The organism is Streptomyces sp. NPDC030809 (genome assembly GCF_055572195.1).
Genome location: NZ_JBVIDV010000020.1, coordinates 23,036 through 43,623 on the forward strand (window position 1 = coordinate 23,036; position 20,588 = coordinate 43,623).

The 20,588-nt window shown below is 72.0% G+C and carries 12 protein-coding genes; 7 read left to right on the top strand and 5 right to left on the bottom strand.

All coding sequences use genetic code 11. The annotated features are described in order from the left end of the window. Window positions 1-61: 61 nt before the first annotated feature. Window positions 62-1,756 carry a maltose alpha-D-glucosyltransferase gene (treS, locus tag ACZ407_RS24885; RefSeq protein WP_468132050.1) on the bottom strand — a complete coding sequence of 565 codons (1,695 nt, stop codon included), beginning with the start codon at window positions 1,754-1,756 and terminating at the stop codon, window positions 62-64. After that, a complete protein-coding gene (locus ACZ407_RS24890; protein ID WP_468131827.1) occupies window positions 1,750-3,762 on the bottom strand; it encodes an alpha-1,4-glucan--maltose-1-phosphate maltosyltransferase in 2,013 nt (670 codons plus the stop codon). Before ACZ407_RS24890 ends, treS begins: the two co-directional genes overlap by 7 nt. A 343-nt stretch (window positions 3,763-4,105) precedes the next feature. Here ACZ407_RS24890 and ACZ407_RS24895 point away from each other — a divergent pair, with 343 nt between their 5' ends. From ACZ407_RS24895 to glgP, 3 genes are all read left to right on the top strand, one after another. Then, window positions 4,106-4,702, top strand: a complete 597-nt coding sequence (locus ACZ407_RS24895; protein ID WP_468131829.1) for a Uma2 family endonuclease — start codon at window positions 4,106-4,108, stop codon at window positions 4,700-4,702. A gap of 115 nt (window positions 4,703-4,817) precedes the next feature. Next, complete coding sequence (locus ACZ407_RS24900) at window positions 4,818-5,522, top strand: antibiotic biosynthesis monooxygenase (protein WP_468131831.1); 705 nt, start codon at window positions 4,818-4,820, stop codon at window positions 5,520-5,522. 117 nt (window positions 5,523-5,639) lie between these two features. Further along, the gene (gene glgP, locus ACZ407_RS24905; RefSeq protein ID WP_468132052.1) at window positions 5,640-8,285 is read left to right on the top strand and encodes an alpha-glucan family phosphorylase; all 2,646 of its coding nucleotides are present in this window, start codon (window positions 5,640-5,642) and stop codon (window positions 8,283-8,285) included. Between the two features lie 175 nt (window positions 8,286-8,460). Here glgP and ACZ407_RS24910 read toward each other — a convergent pair whose 3' ends face one another. Continuing rightward, a complete protein-coding gene (locus tag ACZ407_RS24910) occupies window positions 8,461-9,477 on the bottom strand; it encodes an Lrp/AsnC family transcriptional regulator (RefSeq protein ID WP_468131833.1) in 1,017 nt (338 codons plus the stop codon). Window positions 9,478-9,594: 117 nt separating this feature from the next. Between ACZ407_RS24910 and ACZ407_RS24915 the strand changes: the two genes are divergently transcribed. Next, window positions 9,595-11,166, top strand: a complete 1,572-nt coding sequence (locus tag ACZ407_RS24915; protein WP_468131835.1) for an MFS transporter — start codon at window positions 9,595-9,597, stop codon at window positions 11,164-11,166. Window positions 11,167-11,281: 115 nt separating this feature from the next. Here ACZ407_RS24915 and ACZ407_RS24920 read toward each other — a convergent pair whose 3' ends face one another. Further along, on the bottom strand, window positions 11,282-13,555 hold the full coding sequence (locus ACZ407_RS24920) for a M4 family metallopeptidase (RefSeq protein WP_468131837.1): 2,274 nt from the start codon (window positions 13,553-13,555) through the stop codon (window positions 11,282-11,284). Between the two features lie 385 nt (window positions 13,556-13,940). On the opposite strand from ACZ407_RS24920, the gene ACZ407_RS24925 reads away from it, so the two are divergent. Continuing rightward, the gene (locus tag ACZ407_RS24925) at window positions 13,941-15,416 is read left to right on the top strand and encodes a sugar transferase (protein ID WP_468131839.1); all 1,476 of its coding nucleotides are present in this window, start codon (window positions 13,941-13,943) and stop codon (window positions 15,414-15,416) included. Window positions 15,417-15,434: 18 nt separating this feature from the next. Here ACZ407_RS24925 and ACZ407_RS24930 read toward each other — a convergent pair whose 3' ends face one another. Continuing rightward, a complete protein-coding gene (locus tag ACZ407_RS24930) occupies window positions 15,435-16,379 on the bottom strand; it encodes a GDP-L-fucose synthase family protein (RefSeq protein WP_468131841.1) in 945 nt (314 codons plus the stop codon). A gap of 89 nt (window positions 16,380-16,468) precedes the next feature. Between ACZ407_RS24930 and gmd the strand changes: the two genes are divergently transcribed. Both gmd and ACZ407_RS24940 read left to right on the top strand, forming a co-directional pair. Continuing rightward, window positions 16,469-17,482, top strand: a complete 1,014-nt coding sequence (gene gmd / locus ACZ407_RS24935) for a GDP-mannose 4,6-dehydratase (RefSeq protein ID WP_468131843.1) — start codon at window positions 16,469-16,471, stop codon at window positions 17,480-17,482. Between the two features lie 218 nt (window positions 17,483-17,700). Next, window positions 17,701-20,487, top strand: coding sequence for a CBM96 family carbohydrate-binding protein (locus tag ACZ407_RS24940; RefSeq protein WP_468131845.1), 2,787 nt, complete (start codon window positions 17,701-17,703; stop codon window positions 20,485-20,487). The last annotated feature ends 101 nt before the right edge of the window (window positions 20,488-20,588 follow it).

The window sequence follows — 20,588 nt, forward strand, 5'->3', positions numbered from 1 at the left end:
GGGGTGCGCGGGGTGGGCCGGATCGGGGCAGTTGCTGTCCGGTCGTGTGCAGGAGGCCGCGTCATTCGCCGCGCAGCCGGAACCAGTAGAAGCCGTGGCCCGCCAGGGTCAGCAGGTACGGCCACTCGCCGATCGGCGGGAAGCGGACCTCGCCCGTCAGCTCGACGGGCACCCGGCCGTTGAAGGCCCGCAGGTCCAGTTCGGTGGGCTGGGCGAAGCGCGAGAAGTTGTGCACGCACAGCACGAGGTCGTCCTTGTACTCGCGCAGGAACGCCAGCACCGCCGGGTTCGACGAGGGCAGTTCGGTGTACGAGCCCAGCCCGAAGGCCGGGTTCTGCTTGCGCACCTCGATCATCCGCCGGGTCCAGTGCAGCAGCGAGGAGGGCGAGGTCATCGAGGCCTCGACGTTGGTGACCTGGTAGCCGTGGACCGGGTCCATGATCACCGGCAGGTTGAGCCGGCCCGGGTCGCAGGAGGAGAAGCCCGCGTTGCGGTCGGGCGTCCACTGCATCGGGGTGCGCACCCCGTCCCGGTCGCCCAGCCAGATGTTGTCGCCCATGCCGATCTCGTCCCCGTAGTAGAGGACGGGGGAGCCGGGCAGGGACAGCAGCAGGGCCGTGAACAGCTCGATCTGGTTGCGGTCGTTGTCCAGGAGCGGGGCGAGCCGGCGCCGGATCCCGACGTTGGCGCGCATCCGGGGGTCCTTGGCGTACTCCGCGTACATGTAGTCGCGCTCTTCGTCCGTGACCATTTCGAGGGTGAGCTCGTCGTGGTTGCGCAGGAAGATGCCCCACTGGCAGCCGGAGGGGATCTGCGGGGTCTTCGCGAGCACCTCGGAGACCGGGTGGCGCGACTCCCGGCGCACCGCCATGAAGATCCGCGGCATCACGGGGAAGTGGAAGGCCATGTGGCACTCGTCCCCGCCGGAGGCGAAGTCCCCGAAGTAGTCGACCACGTCCTCGGGCCACTGGTTGGCCTCGGCGAGCAGCACGGTGTCCGGGTAGTGCGCGTCGATCTCGGCCCGCACCCGCTTGAGGAGTTCGTGGGTGCGGGGCAGGTTCTCGCAGTTGGTCCCCTCCTCGGCGTAGAGGTACGGGACGGCGTCCAGCCGGAAGCCGTCGATGCCGAGGTCGAGCCAGAACCGCAGGGCCGAGATGATCTCCTCCTGGACCGCCGGGTTCTCGAAGTTGAGGTCCGGCTGGTGGGAGAAGAAGCGGTGCCAGTAGTACTGCTTGCGCACCGGGTCGTAGGTCCAGTTGGACGTCTCGGTGTCGATGAAGATGATCCGGGCGTCCTGGTACTGCTTGTCGTTGTCGGCCCACATGTAGTAGTCGCCGTACGGGCCGTCCGGATCCGTGCGGGACTGCTGGAACCACTCGTGCTGGTCGCTCGTGTGGTTCATGACGAAGTCGATGATCACCCGCATCCCGCGCTGGTGGGCGGCGTCGACGAACTCCACGAAGTCCGCGAGGTCCCCGAACTCGGGGAGCACGGAGGTGTAGTCGGAGACATCGTAACCGCCGTCGCGCAGCGGGGACTTGAAGAACGGCGGCAGCCAGAGGCAGTCGACGCCCAGCCACTGGAGGTAGTCGAGCTTGGCGGTCAGCCCCTTCAGGTCGCCGATGCCGTCGCCGTTGCTGTCGTGGAAGGAGCGGACGAGGACCTCGTAGAACACCGCCCGCTTGAACCAGTCCGGATCGCGGTCCTTGGCGGGGGTGTCCTCGAAGGTGTCGTGCACGGGGTCGTTCATCATGATGCGGGTGACCCTCCGGTCGCTCCGTTCGGCGGGGACGGGCGCAGTGCGGCCAGCACGTGCGCGGGCCGGACGCCCGGTTCGAGGCGCACGTAGTTGGCCCTGCCCCAGTGGTACGTCTCGCCGGTGAGCTCGTCGCGCACCGCGAGGGACCCGTGCCAGTCGAGGCCGAGTGCCGGCATGTCCAACGAGACGGTCGCCTCCTGGGTGTGGTGCGGGTCCAGGTTGACGACCACCAGTACGAGGTTGCGCCCGCCCGGCCCCTCGGCCGTTTTCGAGTACGCGATGACCGCGTCGTTGTCGGTGTCGTGGAAGTGGATGTCGCGCAGCTGCTGGAGGGCCGGGTTGCGGCGGCGCAGCCGGTTCAGCGCGGTGATGAGCGGGGCGAGGGAGCGGCCCTCGCGCTCGGCCGCCGCCCAGTCGCGCGGACGCAGCTGGTACTTCTCGGAGTCGAGGTACTCCTCGCTGCCCTCGCGCAGCGGGGTGTTCTCGCACAGCTCGTAGCCTGCGTAGACGCCCCAGGAGGGGGACAGGGTGGCGGCGAGGACGGCGCGCGCCTCGAAGGCCGGGCGGCCGCCGTGCTGGAGGTACGCGTGCAGGATGTCGGGCGTGTTGACGAAGAAGTTGGGCCGCATGACGGCGGCCGAGTCCCCCGAGAGTTCGGTCAGGTACTCCGTCAGCTCCTGCTTGGTGTTCCGCCAGGTGAAGTAGGTGTACGACTGCTGGAAGCCGATGGCCGCCAGGGTGCGCATCATCGCGGGGCGGGTGAAGGCCTCCGCCAGGAAGATGACGTCCGGGTCCGCCTTGTTGATCTCCCCCAGCACGCGTTCCCAGAAGACGACCGGCTTGGTGTGCGGGTTGTCCACGCGGAAGATGCGCACCCCGTGGTCCATCCAGTACCGCAGGACGCGCACGGTCTCCCGGACCAGGCCGTCCATGTCCTGGTCGAAGTCGATCGGGTAGATGTCCTGGTACTTCTTCGGCGGGTTCTCCGCGTACGCCACGCTGCCGTCGGCCCGGTGCCGGAACCACTCGGGGTGCTTGGCCACCCAGGGGTGGTCCGGGGAGCACTGGAGGGCGAAGTCGAGGGCGATCTCCAGGCGCAGGCTGGCCGCCTTCGCGACGAAGCGGTCGAAGTCCTCGATGGTGCCGAGGTCCGGGTGGACCGCGTCGTGCCCGCCCTCGGGGGAGCCGATGGCCCACGGCACGCCCACGTCGTCGGGGCCGGCGGACAGGGAGTTGTTGGGGCCCTTGCGGAAAGTCTGACCGATCGGGTGAACGGGCGGCAGGTACACCACGTCGAATCCCATGGCCGCGATGGCCGGCAGCCGCTCGGCCGCGGTCCGGAAGGTGCCGCTGACGGGCGGCCGGCCCTCCTCCACGACGGCCCCCTCGGAGCGCGGGAACATCTCGTACCAGGCCCCGTACAGCGCCCGGCGGCGCTCGACGAGGAGCGGCAGCGGCTTCGAGGCGCTGACCAGCTCGCGGTACGGGCGGGCCGCGAACGCGGCGTCCACCTGCGGGGTCAGGGCCGCGGCCAGCCGGGCGGCGGCGGGCCGGTCCTCGTCGCGCAGCGCGTCCGCGGCGGCCAGGACGTGCTCCCGGCCGTCCTTCTTGGGGATCTTCGCGGCGGCCCGCTCGTAGAGCTCTGCACCCTCCAGCAGCACGAGTTCGGTGTCGATCCCGGCCGGGACCTTGATCTGGGCGGTGCGGCGCCAGGTGGCGACCGGATCGCTCCAGGCCTCCACGGTGTACGTCCACCGCCCTTCCACGGAGGCGGAGACCCGGGCCCCCCACCGGTCGGTGCCGGGGGCCAGCTCCCGGAGGGGCACGGGGGGCTGCTGCCGGCCCTGCGGATTGCGCAGCACGACGTGCGCCGAGACGGCGTCGTGCCCCTCGCGGAACACGGTGGCGCTCACTTCGAAGACCTCGTCCACCACCGCTTTGGCGGGGCGGGTGCCGCAATCGACGGCGGGGCGGACGTCCAGCACGGGAATGCGACCGATCATGGGATCACCTGGGGGCTCATCGCGGGCTTCGGTGCTCTACCTGCGTCGGGTACCGACGGCTGTGCACGCTCTGTTCGCTCTGTTTCTAGCCGCTCAGTGGACGGCTGGGCTGCGGGCATGGCCGCTCCTGTCCGCGTTCACTCGGGTGGCGGGAAGGGGGAGACGGGATGTGCCGTGCGGGTGCCGTGCGCTGTACCCGGGGAGCCCTTCCCTGGCACGCCGCCGGGCAATCCGCCTACCGCCAGGTAAACGAGAAGCCCTATTCCGCCCGCACATGCCACGACCGCAGCCGAGGCCGGAGCCGGGCTGGGTACGCTGGCCGCGGCTCTCACCAGGAGGACAGATGGCCGACCTCACACCGGAAGACAAGAGGCGTTTGCACGATCTCGCCGAGCAGATCGCGGAGCTGGCCGAACACCATGAAGGCCAGTGGAAGGTGCAGACCGGCGACGGGCGGATCCTCGTCGCGATGATGAGCCCGACCGCCCCGCACGGGCTCAACGTGGTGCGGCTCAGGCGGCAGATCGAAGCCCAGGCCCCCGAGGTGGTCGCTCTCAACGACACCAACATGCACGATCCCGGCACCGGTCTCACGAAGATCCCGGACCTGATGGTCATCACCGAGGAGGACGCGGACGACGCCGCCAAGACGGTCGACTCCCATGACGTGCTCATGGCGGTGGAGGTGGTCTCGCCGAGCAACTCGCTCGACGACATCCGGGAGAAGCTCGCGGACTACCCGCGCATGGGCATCCCCCTGTACGTCGTCGTGGACCCGCGGCACGACCGGCGGACGGTGACCGTGCACAGCGATCCGGAGCCGGGGGCCGACGGGGTGCGGTACCGCAAGACCGTGCCGCACTCCTTCGGGGACCTCGTCGGCGCGGGCCGGTGGACCCTCGACACCACCACCCTCAAGAGCTACCCCGCCGACTGGTGACCGGCTGACGGCCGCGGCCGAAGCGGGTTGACCTCAAGTGCGGTTGAGGGCGGAGGGTGGCGGCAGCGGGCGGCGCACACCGCGCCGCCGCACCCCCCAGCCGAGGAGAGCCGCCATGACCGCAGCCGCCGCCCAGCCGCTCCACCGCCCCGACCTCGCCCGCGCCGGAGTCGGCCTCGTCAAGGCCAGCACCTGGCGGACCGGGACCCCCGAGCGCCAGGACGCCGCCGTGGCGGCCATCCGCACGGCCTGGCTCGGGCGCGACTGGCCCGATCTCGGCCTGCTCTCGTACACCGTGCTCAAGGGCACCGACGGGGACACCCTCTTCCACTACTCCCAGTGGCAGGACGAGGAGGCCTACCGGGAGTTCTTCCGCACCTTCCGCGACGACCGCAACGAGGAGATCGACGCGGCCGTGCCCGGCATCGAGCGGGTCGGCATCGCCTCCTACACCCCCTACCTGCGGCTGGGCCCGCGCAGCGCCGCGGTGCCCGGCTGCATCGTGGTCGTCGACGTCGACTTCGCCGGGGGAGACCCCCGGGGCTGGGTGGACGCCGTGGCCGAGGCCCTGGCCACCGACCCGGCCCCCGCGCCCGGCGGGATCTCCGGGAACTTCCACATCGGCACCGACGGCACCAGGGTCCTCAACTACGCGGAGTGGGAGAGCGAGGAGGCACACGTCCGGGCCCTCGCCGCCCCGGGCCGCGGGGTCGGCTCCGACACCCCGCAGTGGCGCAGGGTGCTCGCCGAACCCGCCACCGCGGGCAGCCGCTTCACGCGGTACCTGCCCGCGCTCTCCCTGCACCCCGCCGACCGCTGAGCCCGCACCGGCAGGGTTGGCGGCGCCGGGGGGTGGACAGGGTTCCTCGGGTGAAGCCCGGAGGCACAACGTCGTGCGTCCGCTCCGAACCGCACTTCCCCTGACAAGGTGGAACACGTGAAGGCCATCCGTCGATTCACCGTGCGCCCCGTCCTGCCGGAACCGCTGCTCCCGCTCCACCACCTCGCGCGCAACCTGCGCTGGTCCTGGCATGCGGAGACCCGGGAACTCCTCCAATCCGTAGACCCCGAGGGGCTGCAGCAGGCGGGCGGCGATCCCGTCCGGCTGCTGGGCTCCGTATCCGCCGACCGCCTCGCCGAACTGGCCCGGGACCGGCGGTTCCTGCGCCGGCTCGCCGCCGCGGCCGCCGACCTGGACGACTACCTCGCCGGCGAGCGGTGGTACCAGCTCCGCGAGTCCGTGGAGCCGCTGCCGGCCGCCATCGCCTACTTCTCGCCCGAGTTCGGGATCACCGCCGCCCTGCCGCAGTACTCCGGCGGGCTCGGCATCCTCGCCGGCGACCACCTCAAGGCCGCCAGCGACCTCGGCGTCCCCCTCATCGGCGTCGGACTCCTCTACCGGCACGGCTACTTCCGCCAGTCCCTCTCCCGCGAGGGCTGGCAGCAGGAGCACTACCCGGTGCTCGACCCCAACGAGCTCCCCGTGGACCTGCTGCGCACCGAGGACGGCAGCCCCGCCCGGGTGGGCCTCGCCCTGCCCGGCGGGCGCCTGCTGCACGCGCACATCTGGCAGGCCCGGGTCGGCCGGGTGCCGCTCCTGCTGCTGGACTCCGACGTCGAGGACAACGACCCGGCCGCCCGCGAGGTGACCGACCGGCTCTACGGCGGCGGCAGCGACCACCGGCTGCTCCAGGAGATGCTGCTCGGCATCGGCGGGGTGCGGGCGGTGCGCACGTACTGCGCGCTCACCGGGCACCCGCAGCCCGAGGTGTTCCACACCAACGAGGGCCACGCCGGGTTCCTCGGGCTGGAGCGCATAAGGGAGCTGGACCGGGAGGGGCTGCCCTTCGAGGCCGCCGTCGAGGCGGTCCGCGCCGGGACGGTCTTCACCACCCACACCCCCGTGCCCGCCGGCATCGACCGCTTCGACCGGGGCCTGGTCGCCCGGCACTTCGGCGAGGGCGGCGAACTCCCCGGGCTCCCTGTCGAGAAGATCCTCGAACTCGGCCGCGAGACCTACCCCGGCGGGGACCCGGGCGTCTTCAACATGGCGGTCATGGGCCTGCGCCTGGCCCAGCGGGCCAACGGGGTGTCCACCCTGCACGGCGCGGTCAGCCGGGAGATGTTCGCCGGGCTCTGGCCGGGCTTCGACCCCGAGGACGTGCCGATCACCTCGGTCACCAACGGGGTGCACGCCCCGACCTGGGTGGCCCCCGAGGTGATCCGGCTCGGCGCCCGGCAGATCGGGGCCGGCCGCACCGAGGACGCGCTGTCCGTCGGCGGCTCGGCCCGCTGGGACGCCGTGGCCGACATCCCCGACCAGGAGATCTGGGACCTGCGCCGGGTGCTGCGCGAACAGCTCGTGACCGAGGTGCGGGAGCGGCTGCGCGCGTCCTGGCGGCAGCGCGGGGCCGGCAACGCCGAACTCGGCTGGGTGGACGGGGTGCTCGACCCCGACGTGCTGACCATCGGCTTCGCGCGCCGGGTGCCCTCGTACAAGCGGCTGACGCTGATGCTCCGCGACCCCGAGCGGCTGCGCCGGCTGCTGCTGGACCCGGAGCGGCCGGTGCAGATCGTGGTCGCGGGCAAGGCGCACCCCGCCGACGACGGCGGCAAGCGGCTCGTGCAGGAGCTGGTGCGCTTCGCCGACGACCCGCGGGTGCGGCACCGGATCGTCTTCCTGCCCGACTACGGGATGGCGATGGCGCAGAAGCTCTACCCGGGCTGCGACGTCTGGCTGAACAACCCCCTGCGGCCGCTGGAGGCCTGCGGGACCAGCGGGATGAAGGCGGCGCTCAACGGCTGCCTCAACCTGTCGGTGCTGGACGGCTGGTGGGACGAGTGGTTCGAGCCGGACTTCGGCTGGGCCATCCCCACCGCCGACGGCCACGGCACCGACGAGGACCGCCGCGACGACCTGGAGGCGGCGGCGCTGTACGAGCTGATCGAGCAGCGCGTCGCGCCCCGGTTCTACGACCGGCAGGGCGGCCGGGGCGGCGCCGGACTGCCGGTCCGCTGGATCGAGATGGTCCGCCGGACGCTGGTGTCCCTGGGACCCAAGGTGCTGGCGGGCCGCATGGTCCGGGAGTACGTGGAGCGGCTGTACGCGCCCGCGGCCCTCGCCCACCGGGCGCTGACCCCGGGCGCGGCGCGGGAACTGGCCGCCTGGAAGGGCCGGGTGCGGGCCGCCTGGCCGCGGGTGGCGGTGGACCACGTGGAGGCCTCGGCCGCGGCCCCGGTGGGCGGCACCGCCGAGCTCGGGGCCACCCTGACCCTGCGGGTGCAGGTCACCCTGGACGTGCTCGCACCGGACGAGGTGGAGGTGCAGGCGGTCGCCGGGCGGGTGGACGCGGCGGACGTGATCGCCGACGCGCGCACCTTCCCGCTCAAGCCCGCCGCCGGTCCCGACCTGGACGGGCGCTGGCTGTACGAGGGGCCGCTCGCGCTCGACCGGACGGGCCCCTTCGGCTACACCGTGCGGATCCTCCCCTCGCACCCGCGGCTGGCGACCCCGGCCGAACTCGGCCTGCTGGCGGCCCCGCTGGACCCGGGCGGGGAGGGCGCGGGCGTGGTCCTGAGGTGAACCGGGGCGGTGCCGCCGGGTCCGCCCGGCGGCACCGTCCGCTGCCCGCTGCCCGCTGCCCGCTGCCCGCTGCCCGCTGCCCGCCGCCCGGCGGCACTCCCGGCCGCCCGCGCCACCCGGCGGTACTCCTCGCCGCCGGGCTCCCGCCCGCCCGGTCCGGCGGCCCGGCGCCCGCCTACGGCAGGGCCGGCGGGTCCACCAGGCGGTCGCCCTCCACCAGCATCCCGGCCCGCTTCAGGTTGCGCAGGGTCGGGATGCTCTCCACCTGCCGGACGTCCGGCACCGAGCCGATCCCCTCGGTGAGGTACGTGTACAGCCCGTCGGTGTCCCGGCACACCGCGACCGCGACCAGGCTCGCCGCCCCCGTCACCGCCGCCGCGAACGCGATCTCCGGATGGCCCGCCAGGGCCGCCCCCACCGCCGCCAGCCGCGCGGGCGGCACCGTCACCAGCAGCGTGGTCACCGTGTGGAAGCCGAGCACCCGCGGGATGATCTCCACGTCGAAGTACAGGGCCCCGCCCTCCCGCAGCTGGGCGAGCCGGCGCCGGGCGGTGGACTCCGACAGGCCCGCGGCCGCCGCGAGCTCCGGATAGCCCGCCCGGCCGTCCCGGGCCAGCACCGCCACCATCGCCCGCTCGGCCTCGTCGAGGACGAGCGGGGCCGGCAGGGCGGGCCCGCCGAGGTCGAAGGGCGGGACGCCCGCCCGCAGCCGCTCCTGCTGCTCCGCGTCCAGCAGGTCCGCCCCCACCCAGCGCCCCGGCCCGCCGGTGAACATCCGCAGCAGGGTGTGCGCGCTGACCCCCGTGACCCGCCGGGTCCGCGGCAGCTTCTCCAGCAGCAGTTCGTCCCGGTCCTCGCGGGAGCGCGCCTTGGTGATGCAGTGGATCTCCGTACCGCCCGAACCGAGGGTCACCCAGGCGGTGTCGGGCCGCCGGGCCAGCGCCTCGGCCACCGGGAGCGCCGCGTCCGGCGCGCAGTGCACCCGTACCCAGGACTCGAAGAGGCCGACCCGGCGCCCGAACGGCAGCCCGATCACCCGGATCAGGCCCCCGGTCCGCAGCCGCCGGTAGCGCCGGACCACCGTCTGGTCGGTGACGCCCAGGACCTCCGCGAGCCGGCTGAAGGAGGCCCGGCCGTCGATCACCAGGGCCTGGATCAGCGCCTTGTCGAACTCGTCCAGGGTGGCATGCATGGTTTCCAGCATCCCAGAGCCCCCGATCACAGAAAACCGCCGCAACAGGACGACTGGATACGGAATTCACGCCGCCGCTGCGAACTTGGGTCCACCAACCGGAACCGAGGAGAACCCATGCGCAAGTGGCTTCCGCTCACCGCGGTGTGCCTGGGGGCGTTCATGCTCCTGGTGGACGTCACCATCGTCACCGTCGCCCTCCCCGACATGGCCGTGGACATGGACACCGGGTTCGCCGGGCTCCAGTGGGTCATGGACGTCTACGCCCTCGCCCTCGCGGCGCTGCTGCTCGCCGCCGGGGCCCTAGCCGACCGGATCGGCCGCCGCCGCACCTACCTCGGCGGACTCGCCCTGTTCGCCCTCGCCTCCCTCGCCTGCGGCCTGGCCGGCGGCCCCGGCGCGCTGATCGCCTTCCGGGCCGTGCAGGGGGCCGGCGCGGCCGCCATGTACGCCACCACCATGGCCCTGCTGACCCACGCCTACCAGGGCCGCGACCGCGGGGTGGCCTTCGGGATCTGGGGCGCCGTCAACGGGGCGGCCGCCGCGGCCGGACCCATTGCCGGGGGCCTGCTGACCGAGCACCTGGGCTGGCGCTGGATCTTCTTCGTCAACCTGCCGCTGTGCGCCCTGGCCGTCCTCGTCACCCTCCGCTCACTCGGCGAGTCCCGCGATCCCGGCGCCAAGGGGCTGGACCTGCCGGGCACGGCCTCCTTCACCGTGGCCGCGGCCGCCGTCACCTACGGGCTGATCCGCGGCGGGGAGTACGGCTGGTCCTCGGGCACCACCCTCGGCCTGTTCGCCCTGGCCGCCCTCGCCCTCGCGGTCTTCCTCGCCGTGGAGTCCCGCCGGGACCGGCCGATGCTCGACCTGGCGCTGTTCCGCAGCCCCGCCTTCGTGGGGATCATGTCCGCCTCCCTGCTGCTGTCCGCCGCGGCCTTCTCGTACTTCCTGTACGTCTCGCTGTGGCTCCAGTCGGTGCTGGGCATGAGCCCGGTGGCGGCGGGACTGGCGCTGGTGCCGCTGAGCGCGGCCGGCTTCCTGGTGGCCGTCCTGGCCGGACGCCACCTGCACGGGGTGCCCGCCCGCTTCACGGTGGGCGGCGGGCTGCTGCTCATCGGGGCGGGCTCGCTGCTCCAGGCCGGGCTGGACGCGGGGGACTCGTGGACCGCGCTGCTGCCCGGACTGCTCGTCACCGGCACCGGGGTCGGCGCGGCCACCCCCGCGCTGGCCGCCGCGGCCATGGCGGCCGTGGCCCCGCAGCGGGCCGGCATGGCGGGCGGGGCCCTCAACACCTCGCGCCAGCTGGGCAGCGCGTTCGGGATCGCCGTCCTCGGCGCCGTCTTCCACGCCGGGCTGCGCGGGGAACTGCCCGCCGGCTCCGGCTCCCTGGCGGACGCGCTGACCTCCGGGCAGGCGGCGGCCGTGATCGCGGGGGCCCCGGAGTCCTCGCGGGCGGGGCTGGCCGCGCTGGTCGAGCGGGCCTTCGCCGCCGGGCTGCGGGACACGTACCTGGTGGCGGGCGGGATCGCACTGGCCGGTGCGCTCCTGGTGTTCCTGCTGGTGCGCCCCGCGGCGGGTGCCGCGGGGCGGCCGGGCGGCGCCGCGGGGCCGGGCCGTCCGGGCGGCGCCGCGGACGCGGGCGCGGGCCGTCCGGCGGCGGGCCGGCCCGGTGCGGAGGCCGCCTCCTGAGGGCGGGCCCGGTGCGGGCACGCGGAACGGCCCGGGGACGTGGCGTCCCCGGGCCGTTCCCCGTTTCTTTCACAGGGTGCGGTACGTCCGGCTACCGCTGCCGTTCACCGGCCGCTCAGAAGGTGAGCTTCCAGCTGTTGATGTAGCCGGTGTCCAGGGAGGCCGCGTCGCGGACCCGCAGCTTCCAGACACCCTGGGCGACCTCGGAGGAGGCGTTCACGGTGAACTGCTGGACGATGTTGTCCGCGCTGCCGCCGGTGCGGTTGCGCAGGTTGTAGACGGAGCCGTCGGGGGCGACCAGGTCGACCACGAGGTCACCGACGTAGGTGTGGACGATGTTCACGTCGACCTTGAGGGCGCTGGACGCGTTGCCCGTGCGGTTGACGGTGATCGGCGACTCGACCGTGGCGTTGTCGTTGATCGCGTAGTCGTTCGTGTTCTCGAACACGTTCGGCTGGACGGTGCCGACGGTCCACGCGAAGTTCGCGGTCCCGGTCTGGTTCGCCGAGTCGGTCACGGTGACCGTCGTGTTGTAGGTGCCCGCGGTGCTCACGGTACCGGTGATCAGACCCGTGGAGGAGTTGATCGACAGGCCGGTCGGCAGGCCGGTGGCCGCGTAGCTCAGGGCACCCGCGTTGCTGCTGGTGGCCTGGATCTGGAGGTTCACGGCGCTGCCGGTGACCGTGTTCTGCGGGCCCGGGTTGGTGACCGAGACCCCGTTGGGGATGCGGGCGCCGACGTTGATGGCGGCCCAGGCGTTGGCGACGTTGTTGTACGTGGTCGAGCCCACGCCGTACAGGTCGCCGGCGGCCTTCAGGGTCTGGACGCGGGCGTCCGCGTAGTTGGTGGTCGAGCTGAAGTAGCCGACCGTCAGGGCGCGGAACCAGATCTTCTCGGCGGCGGCGCGGCCGATCGCGGTGACCGGCAGGCCGTCGGAGGTCGGCGAGTTGTAGCTCACGCCGTTGATGACCTTGGCGCCCGAGCCCTCGGAGGCCAGGTAGAACCAGTGGTTCGCCGGGCCGGAGGAGTAGTGGACGTCGATGCTGCCGATGCCCGAGTACCAGGCGTCCTTGGACGAGCCGTCCTTGCTCGGCTTGTCCATGTAGCGCAGCGGGGTGCCGTCGCCGTTGATGTCGATCTTCTCGCCGACCAGGTAGTCGCCGACGTCCTGCGGGTTGTTGGCGTAGAACTCGACGGCCGCGGCCATGATGTCCGAGGTCGCCTCGTTCAGGCCGCCGGACTCGCCGGAGTACTGCATCTTGCCGGTGACCGAGGTCAGGCCGTGGGTCATCTCGTGCGCGGCCACGTCGATCGAGGTCAGAGGCTTGAGGCTGCCCTCGCCGTCGCCGTACGTCATGCAGAAGCAGCTGTCCTGCCAGAACGCGTTGACGTAGGCGTTGCTGTAGTGGACGCGGCTGTACGGGGCCACGCCGTCGTTGCGCAGGCCGTTGCGGCCGTGCACGTTCTTGTAGTAGTCCCAGGTCAGCTGGGCCCCGTAGTGGGCGTCGGCGCCGGCGGTCTCCACGTTGGAGGCGCTGCCGTTGCCCCAGATGTCGTCCGGGCCCGTGAACAGGGTGCCGGTGCCCGACGTGCCCTTGTTCAGGTTGTAGGTCTTGTGGCTGCCGCGGCCGGCGTCGGTCAGCGTGAAGTTGCTGCCGGACGCCGAGGTGCCGAGGGTGACCTGGCCGCTGTACTGGGTGTTGCCGGTGCCGGTCTCGACGGCCTGCCACTGGGTGATCTTCGCGCCGGTCTTGGCGTTGGTGATCACGTGCAGCTCGTTCGGGGTGCCGTCGTGCTGGAAGCCGCCGACCACCGTCTCGAAGGCGAGGACCGGGGCACCGCCCGCGGCCCAGATCACCTTGCGGGCGCCGCGGGCCGCCTTGAGCTCCTTGGAGCCCTCGGACTTGGCGGCGGCCACGGCCTGCTTCTCGGCGCCGGAGGCCGACACTGTCGCACCGGTGTCGGCCACCTTGATGGCGTGGCGGGTGGCCTTGGTGACGGTCTGGGAGGCGCCCTTGGCGTGGACCGTGAGGTCGCCGCCGAGGACGGGCAGACCGGCGTACGTCCGCTCGTAGGTGGTGTGGACGGTGCCGTCCGCGTCCTTGACCACGTCCCGGACGACCAGCTTCTCCTGGGCGCCGAGGCCCAGGGACTTGGCCGTACGGGCGGAGGCGGCAGTGGCGTCTGCTATCAGCGAGGCCCGCTGCGAGGGGGTGAGCTTGACCAGCGCCTTGCCCGGGTTGGGCTTGGCGGCTGCTGCGGCGGGGACGGCCTGCGACGCGGTCGCGTCGGCGCTGGCGGTTCCGGCCTGGATGCCTACGGCCAGCATGGCAGCGGCGGCGACGAGGGCGCCGGCCGCGGTGGCACGCCGGTGGGGGGTGGGACTCAACGCAGACTCCTTCTGCAAGGGGGGTTCCGGACGGCTGGGTAGGCCTCCGGGCAGAGCAGGGCTGTGCGAGGAATGCTCCGGAAGAGTGCCACCCGAGATGTGTGGATGTCAGGGCCGCGTCAAAAGGTTGGCCGGAAATCGTTCGTTGTCCGAAGATGAAGGTCCGCTATACGAACAATTCACCTGGTTGTGCTCCCGCACGACCACGGGAAGTGGAACGAGGGATACCGCCCGTTAACGAACGCGCAACGAGGGGTCTCGTTCGCGTAAACGGGGATTCTCGTACGGGCGTTTGTCGTACTGTTTCCCGGTGCGTTGGTCGCGCGCCGCTTGGGGAAGCGGCGGGCCCTGCGCAGCGTCATCCACCAACGTGCCAGGGGGGCCCATGAGGCATGTTCACGTTCCCGCTCCGCAAGTGGCCAGATCAGGACCAGTGTCAGAAGTGATTCGCCGTGGCCTCGGGGACAAGGCCCGCTGGTACCTGCCCGCCGCCGTGGCCGCCGACTTCGTCGGCGCCGGCGTGCCGGTCGCCCTCGTCTTCGACGCGGCCCAGCAGGCCAGGCCCGCATACTGCGCGCTGGCCGCCGCCCTCGCCTGGACCGGCATACAGGCGGCCCGCCGCCGGTACGCATTCCGGGCGCTCGGGGAGTCCCGCGGAGTGCTGCCCGTACTCCACGACTGGCTGATTCTGATCGGCGTGCTGGCCGTGGCCCGGGCCGCGACCGAGGAGAGCACCCCGCGGCTGGCCGCTCTCGGCGCCCTGCTGCCCGCCCTCCTGATCACCGTGGCCTGCCGCAAGCTCACCTACCGGCACCTCGGCGCGGCCCGCCGCGAGGCCCAGGCCGTCAGCCGGGTCCTCGTCGTCGGGGAGCCCGGCGCCGCCGAGGCCGTCATCGGCCACCTCGCCGCCCGCACCGACCACCCGTACGTGGTCGTGGGGGTCATCCCGGTCGGCTCCGGCGCCCTCACCAGCGGGGTCCCGGAGGCCGCGCGGATCTCCGGCACCATGCCCGGGGCCCCGGGCGAGGACGCGGGAGCCGTGCTCGCCGCCGTCCGGAGCCACCACGCGGACCTGGTCCTGGTCGCCCCGGGCGCCCGGATCGCGGGGGAGCGGCTGCGCCGGATCGCCTGGGCCCTGCACGACGAGGGCCTCGAACTCGCGGTCTTCCCGGGGCTGGTGGAGGTCTCGCCCAAGCGGCTGGAGACCCTGTCGGCCGGCGGACTGGCCGTGCTCCGGGTGGCCCCGCCCGTCAGCCGCGGCATCCAGCCCGTGCTCAAGTCCGTGCTCGACCGGGTCGGCGCCGGCCTGGGACTGCTGCTCCTGGCCCCCGTCTTCCTGGGCATCGTCGCCGCGATCCGGCTGGGCTCCCCCGGTCCCGCCTTCTACCGCCAGCGCCGCATCGGCCGCGACGGCGAGCCCTTCACCATGTGGAAGTTCCGCACCATGGTGGTCGACGCCGACCGGCTCAAGAGCGAGCTGGCCGCGTCGAACGAGAACGACGGGCACATGTTCAAGATGCGCCGGGACCCGCGGATCACCCGCGTCGGACGGCTGCTGCGCCGCACCTCCCTCGACGAACTGCCGCAGCTCGTCAACGTGCTCACCGGGGACATGTCCCTGGTCGGCCCGCGCCCGCCGCTGCCCGAGGAGGTGGCCCGCTACGACGAGGTCGAGCTCCGCCGGCTCACCGTGCGCCCGGGCATGACGGGTCTGTGGCAGATCAGCGGCCGCTCGGACCTGTCCTGGGACGAAACGATTCAGCTGGACCTCCAGTACGTCGACAACTGGTCCTTCACCAGTGACGTCGACGTCGTGGCCCGTACGTTCCGCGCCGTCGTCGACGGCCGCGGAGCGTACTGAGGGGTCCGGTACGTGAGATCAGCTCTGCTCGCGCCACCAGCGGTAGGTCGCCGCGATCCCGTCCTTCAGCGGGATCGCCGGCTTCCAGCCCAGGGAGGTCAGCCGGGTGACGTCCAGCAGCTTGCGCGGGGTGCCGTCCGGCTTGGACGTGTCCCAGGCCAGCCGGCCCGTGAAGCCCGTCACCTCGGCGACCGTCTCGGCCAGCTCCTTGATGGTCAGGTCCTCGCCGCAGCCGATGTTGACCGGCTCGTCCCCGTCGTAGGAGGACAGCAGGACCGCGCAGGCCGCCGCCAGGTCGTCCACGTGCAGGAACTCCCGGCGCGGGGTGCCGCTGCCCCACAGCGTGACCTCCTCGCGCCCCTCGGCCGCGGCCTCGTGGAAGCGGCGGATGAGCGCGGGCAGGACGTGCGAGGTCTCCAGGTCGAAGTTGTCGCCCGGGCCGTAGAGGTTCGTCGGCATGGCCGAGATGTACGAGGCCCCGTACTGCTTCCGGTAGGACTGGACCTGGACGATGCCGGCGATCTTGGCGAGCGCGTAGGCCTCGTTGGTGGGCTCCAGCGGACCGGTCAGCAGGGCGTCCTCGCTGATCGGCTGAGAGGCCAGCTTCGGGTAGATGCAGGAGGAGCCGAGGAACAGCAGGCGTCCGACCCCGGCGGCGTGCGCGCCGGCGATCACGCTCAGCTGGATCTTCAGGTTGTCCTCCAGGAACTGCACCGGGTAGGTGCTGTTCGCCATGATGCCGCCGACCTTGGCGGCGGCGAGGACGACCGCGTCGGGGCGGACGTCCTTCAGGAAGCTCTCGGTGGCCGCGGCATCGCGGAGATCGAGTTCGGTGCGGCCGCGGGTGATCACCTCGTGGCCGTCGGCGGTGAGCCGCCGGGCGACCGCGGACCCCACGAGGCCGCGGTGGCCCGCGACGAAGACGCGGGCGTGCGTGGGCAGGTACGGCAGCGATGCAGTCATGCACCGGATCATGCCAGGCCTGCTCCGACCGCTGGGGACGAACCCCGCAATTCTGTACGAACGACACACTCTCCCTGGGGGAAGCGCCCATGACCAAGACAGCACTGATCACCGGAGTCACCGGGCAGGACGGCTCGTACCTCGCCGAGCTCCTGCTTTCCAAGGGCTACGAGGTGCACGGTCTCGTGCGGAGGTCGTCCAGCTTCAACACGGAGCGGATCGATCACATCTACCAGGACCCGCACACGGCCAACCGGTCCTTCGTGCTGCACCACGCGGACCTCTCCGACGGGGTCGCGCTGGTGAACCTGCTGCGCGACATCCAGCCCGACGAGGTCTACAACCTGGGCGCCCAGTCCCATGTCCGGGTCTCCTTCGACGCCCCGCTCTACACCGGTGACGTCACCGGCCTGGGCGCGCTGCGGCTCCTGGAGGCCATCCGGGCCAGCGGCATCGACACCCGCATCTACCAGGCCTCGTCCTCGGAGATGTTCGGCTCCACCCCGCCGCCGCAGAACGAGCAGACCCCGTTCCACCCGCGCAGCCCGTACGGCGCCGCGAAGGTCTTCGCGTACTGGACCACGGTGAACTACCGCGAGGCCTACGACATGTTCGCGGTCAACGGGATCCTCTTCAACCACGAGTCCCCGCGCCGCGGCGAGACCTTCGTGACCCGCAAGATCACCCGCGCGGTGGCCCGCATCAAGGCCGGCCTGCAGGGCGAGCTGTACCTCGGCAACCTCGACGCCGTCCGCGACTGGGGCTACGCCCCCGAGTACGTGGACGCCATGTGGCGCATGCTCCAGCAGGACGAGCCCACGGACTACGTGGTGGCCACCGGGGTGCCCGCCACGGTCCGCCAGTTCGTCGAGTCCTCCTTCGCGCACGTGGGCCTCGACTGGCAGGAGTACGTCCGCTACGACGCCAAGTACGAGCGTCCCAGCGAGGTCGATGCACTGATCGGCGACGCGAGCAAGGCCCACGCGCTGCTCGGCTGGAAGCCGACGGTCCTGGTGGAGGAACTGGCCCGGATCATGGTGGATGCGGACCTCCGCCAGGTCGAGGACCAGTTGGCCGGGGTTGCCGTACGGATCGACCGCTGACCCCCTAGAGTTTGCATGTCCTGGTCACCGCCCACAGGCAGTGACCAGGACTTGTGGCCGTATGTCCGCAGTGCACCGATTCGCCGGTGCCCGTTGGTATCCAATGGGTCAAGCGGGGTGACCGGGCCCACGCTTGAGCCCTAGTCTGCGCGAGTACATATGGCTGTTCGTATAAATCCAGCCATTCTGAAACCGGGCCACTGTGCCCTGGGGGGCTCATGCGTAGATCCAGAGGGCTCACTGCCGCCCTCGTCCTCTCCCTCGCCGGCGCGGGTGCCGGCGTCGGTCTGGTGCTCATGCCGGAGGCGTCCGCCGTCACCTCTCCGGTCGCGTTCACCGCGGACGACCTGCCGACCTGGCAGCCGAACGGAATCGTCTGGGCCATGGCCCAGACCAACGGCACCGTCTTCGCCGGCGGCACCTTCTCCGCCGTCCGCCCGCCGGTCGGCGGCTCGGGCACCGAGCGGGAGGCCGTGAACTTCGTCGCGCTCGACGCCGCGACCGGTGTGCCGACCGACTGCAAGCTGTCCTTCACCATCGGCGAGGGCACGGCGACGGTCCGCAGCCTGGTGGTCTCCAAGGACGAGAAGACCCTGTACGCCGCCGGCTACTTCGGCGCGGTCAACGGCGTCCCGGTCAGCAGCGTCGCGGCGATCGACATCGCGAGCTGCACCCCCAAGGCCGCGTTCCACCCGTCCTTCCCGGCCACCGTGCGCGCGCTCGCCGTCACCGGCGACACCCTGTACGCCGCCGGCGACTTCAACACCGTCGAGGACCAGACCCGCGAGCGGTTCGCCGCGGTCGACGCCGCCACCGGCGCCCTGAAGCCGTTCACCGCGAACGCCGACGAGCCGGGCCGTGCGGTCGAGGTCACCCCCGACGGCAAGAACGTGGTCCTCGGCGGCGACTTCTTCACCGTCAACGGCGCCAACTCGCACGCCCTGGCCGTGGTCGACAGCACCACCGGCGCGCTGACGAAGACCTACCCGAACGGGTACTTCCCGACCAACTCGGTGGTCAAGGACATCGCGACCGACGAGACGGGCATCTACACCGGCAGCGAGGGCTCCGGCGGCGGGGTCTTCGACGGCCGCTCGGGCATCAGGCTCACCGACTTCACCGAGAAGTGGCGCGACCGCTGCCTCGGTGCCACCCAGTACGTGCTCCCGTACCAGGGCGTGCTGTACAGCTCCTCGCACGCGCACGACTGCTCCACCGAGCTGGAGTACCCGGACGGCCGCCGCCGCCACCTGCTGGCCCAGCCCACCGACCACCAGGGCACCCCCCCGGCCCCGGTCGACGGCTACGTGCGCGGCCCCGGCAAGCTCGGCTGGTTCCCGGACACCAACGACGGCCTGGGCGAGGGCATCGGCCCGCGCGTCATGGCCGTCTCCACCAAGAACGACGTCCAGTACATGTGGGTCGGCGGTGAGTTCACCGCCGTCAACGGCGGCGAGCAGCAGAGCCTGACCCGCTTCGCCTCCACCGGCGACGTCGGCGCCCCGACCACCCCGGTGGCCAGCGCCGCGAGCGTCAAGCCCGGCGAGGCGCAGGTCCGCTGGCGCACCAGCTACGACCTGGACGACAGCAGGCTGACGTACAAGATCTACCGCAACGGCGGGTCGAGCCCGGTCCACACCATGACCGCCGACTCCCTGGAGTTCCTGCGCCCGCAGGCCTCCTGGACGGACACCACGGTCAAGCCCGGCCAGTCGTACACCTACCGGGTCACCGCCACCGACGCGGCCGGCAACACCAGCGCCCTGTCGGCGGCCGCCTCGGTCACCGTCCCGGCCTCGGTCCAGTCGTACCCGAACCAGGTCCGCGCCGACGGCGCCACGCTCTACTGGCGCTACGACGACGCGGTCACCCCGTTCGTCGCGGACTCCTCGGTGAGCGGCGACACCAGCGGCGTGCACGTCAACGGCCCGGCCCTGCGCCAGACCCCCGGCGCGGTCACCGGCGCCAGCACGGCGATCGGCTTCAACGGCACCGACGAGCAGGTCCACAGCGACCACCGGCAGTTCGTGGGCTCCAGCTACACCCTGGAGACCTGGTTCAAGACCGGCACCACCCGCGGCGGCAAGCTGATCGGCTTCGGCAACAACACGACCCGCAACAGCGGCTCGTACGACAAGCAGATCTACATGACCAACTCGGGCCGTCTGTCCTTCGGCGTGTACAACGGCTCCACGCGCACCATCACCACGGGCCTGTTCGACACGTACAACGACAACAAGTGGCACCACGTGGTCGCCACCCAGGGCCCCTCGGGCATGGCGCTGTACGTGGACGGCCAGAGCAAGGGCACCGCGAGCTACACCACGCACCAGAACTACGCGGGCTTCTGGCACGTCGGCGGCGACAACCTGGCCAACTGGCCGAACCGTCCCACGAGCAACTTCTTCGCCGGCCAGATCGACGAGACCGCCGTCTACCCGAGCGCGCTCACCCAGGCCCAGGTGCAGAACCACTACAACCTGGCCAAGGCCCCCTCCGACTCGGTCTCCGAGGTCTCCGCGACCGAGGACACCTACATCAACCAGGGAGCCCCGAGCGCCTCGTACGGCAGCTCCACCTCGATGGCCGTCCGCGGCAGCGGCTCGCTGTACGAGACGTACCTGCGCTTCAACCTGCCGGCCGCCCCGGCCGGCCAGGTCCTGAAGGCCGCCTCGCTCCAGATCAAGACCTCGACCGCGACGGGCGCCGGCACCGCCGACACCGTCTCCGTGGTCCCGGTCACCGGCTCCTGGAGCGGCACGAGCACCTACGCCACCAAGCCGGCCGTGGGCACCACCGCCCTCGGCACGCTCGCGGGCGTGCCGGACGGCTCGGCCATCCACAACATCGACCTCGACACCGCGAAGGTGGCCGCCGCCCTCGGCACGGCCGACTACAGCCTCGCGCTGACCAGCAACGGCAGCGACCCGCTGTGGCTCTGGTCCTCGGAGTCGACGGCCGCGGAGGGCACTCCGCAGCTGATCCTCACCTTCGGCCCGCAGTAGCGGCCCGGTGAACGGGGGTGGGGGGGGGGGGGGGGGGGGGGGGGGGGGGGGGAAGGCTCACTCCGCCTCCTTGCTCCCTCCCTCCTTCGTTCCTTCCCCCC

What these genes read in the sequence shown, in the direction of transcription:
- ACZ407_RS24890 (WP_468131827.1), bottom strand. Translation starts at nt 3,762, where the DNA reads ATGATCGGTCGCATTCCCGTGCTGGACGTCCGCCCCGCCGTCGATTGC.
- ACZ407_RS24895 (WP_468131829.1), top strand. Translation starts at nt 4,106, where the DNA reads ATGGCCGACCTCACACCGGAAGACAAGAGGCGTTTGCACGATCTCGCC.
- ACZ407_RS24900 (WP_468131831.1), top strand. Translation starts at nt 4,818, where the DNA reads ATGACCGCAGCCGCCGCCCAGCCGCTCCACCGCCCCGACCTCGCCCGC.
- ACZ407_RS24910 (WP_468131833.1), bottom strand. Translation starts at nt 9,477, where the DNA reads ATGCATGCCACCCTGGACGAGTTCGACAAGGCGCTGATCCAGGCCCTG.
- ACZ407_RS24915 (WP_468131835.1), top strand. Translation starts at nt 9,595, where the DNA reads ATGCGCAAGTGGCTTCCGCTCACCGCGGTGTGCCTGGGGGCGTTCATG.
- ACZ407_RS24925 (WP_468131839.1), top strand. Translation starts at nt 13,941, where the DNA reads ATGAGGCATGTTCACGTTCCCGCTCCGCAAGTGGCCAGATCAGGACCA.
- ACZ407_RS24930 (WP_468131841.1), bottom strand. Translation starts at nt 16,379, where the DNA reads ATGACTGCATCGCTGCCGTACCTGCCCACGCACGCCCGCGTCTTCGTC.
- gmd (WP_468131843.1), top strand. Translation starts at nt 16,469, where the DNA reads ATGACCAAGACAGCACTGATCACCGGAGTCACCGGGCAGGACGGCTCG.
- ACZ407_RS24940 (WP_468131845.1), top strand. Translation starts at nt 17,701, where the DNA reads ATGCGTAGATCCAGAGGGCTCACTGCCGCCCTCGTCCTCTCCCTCGCC.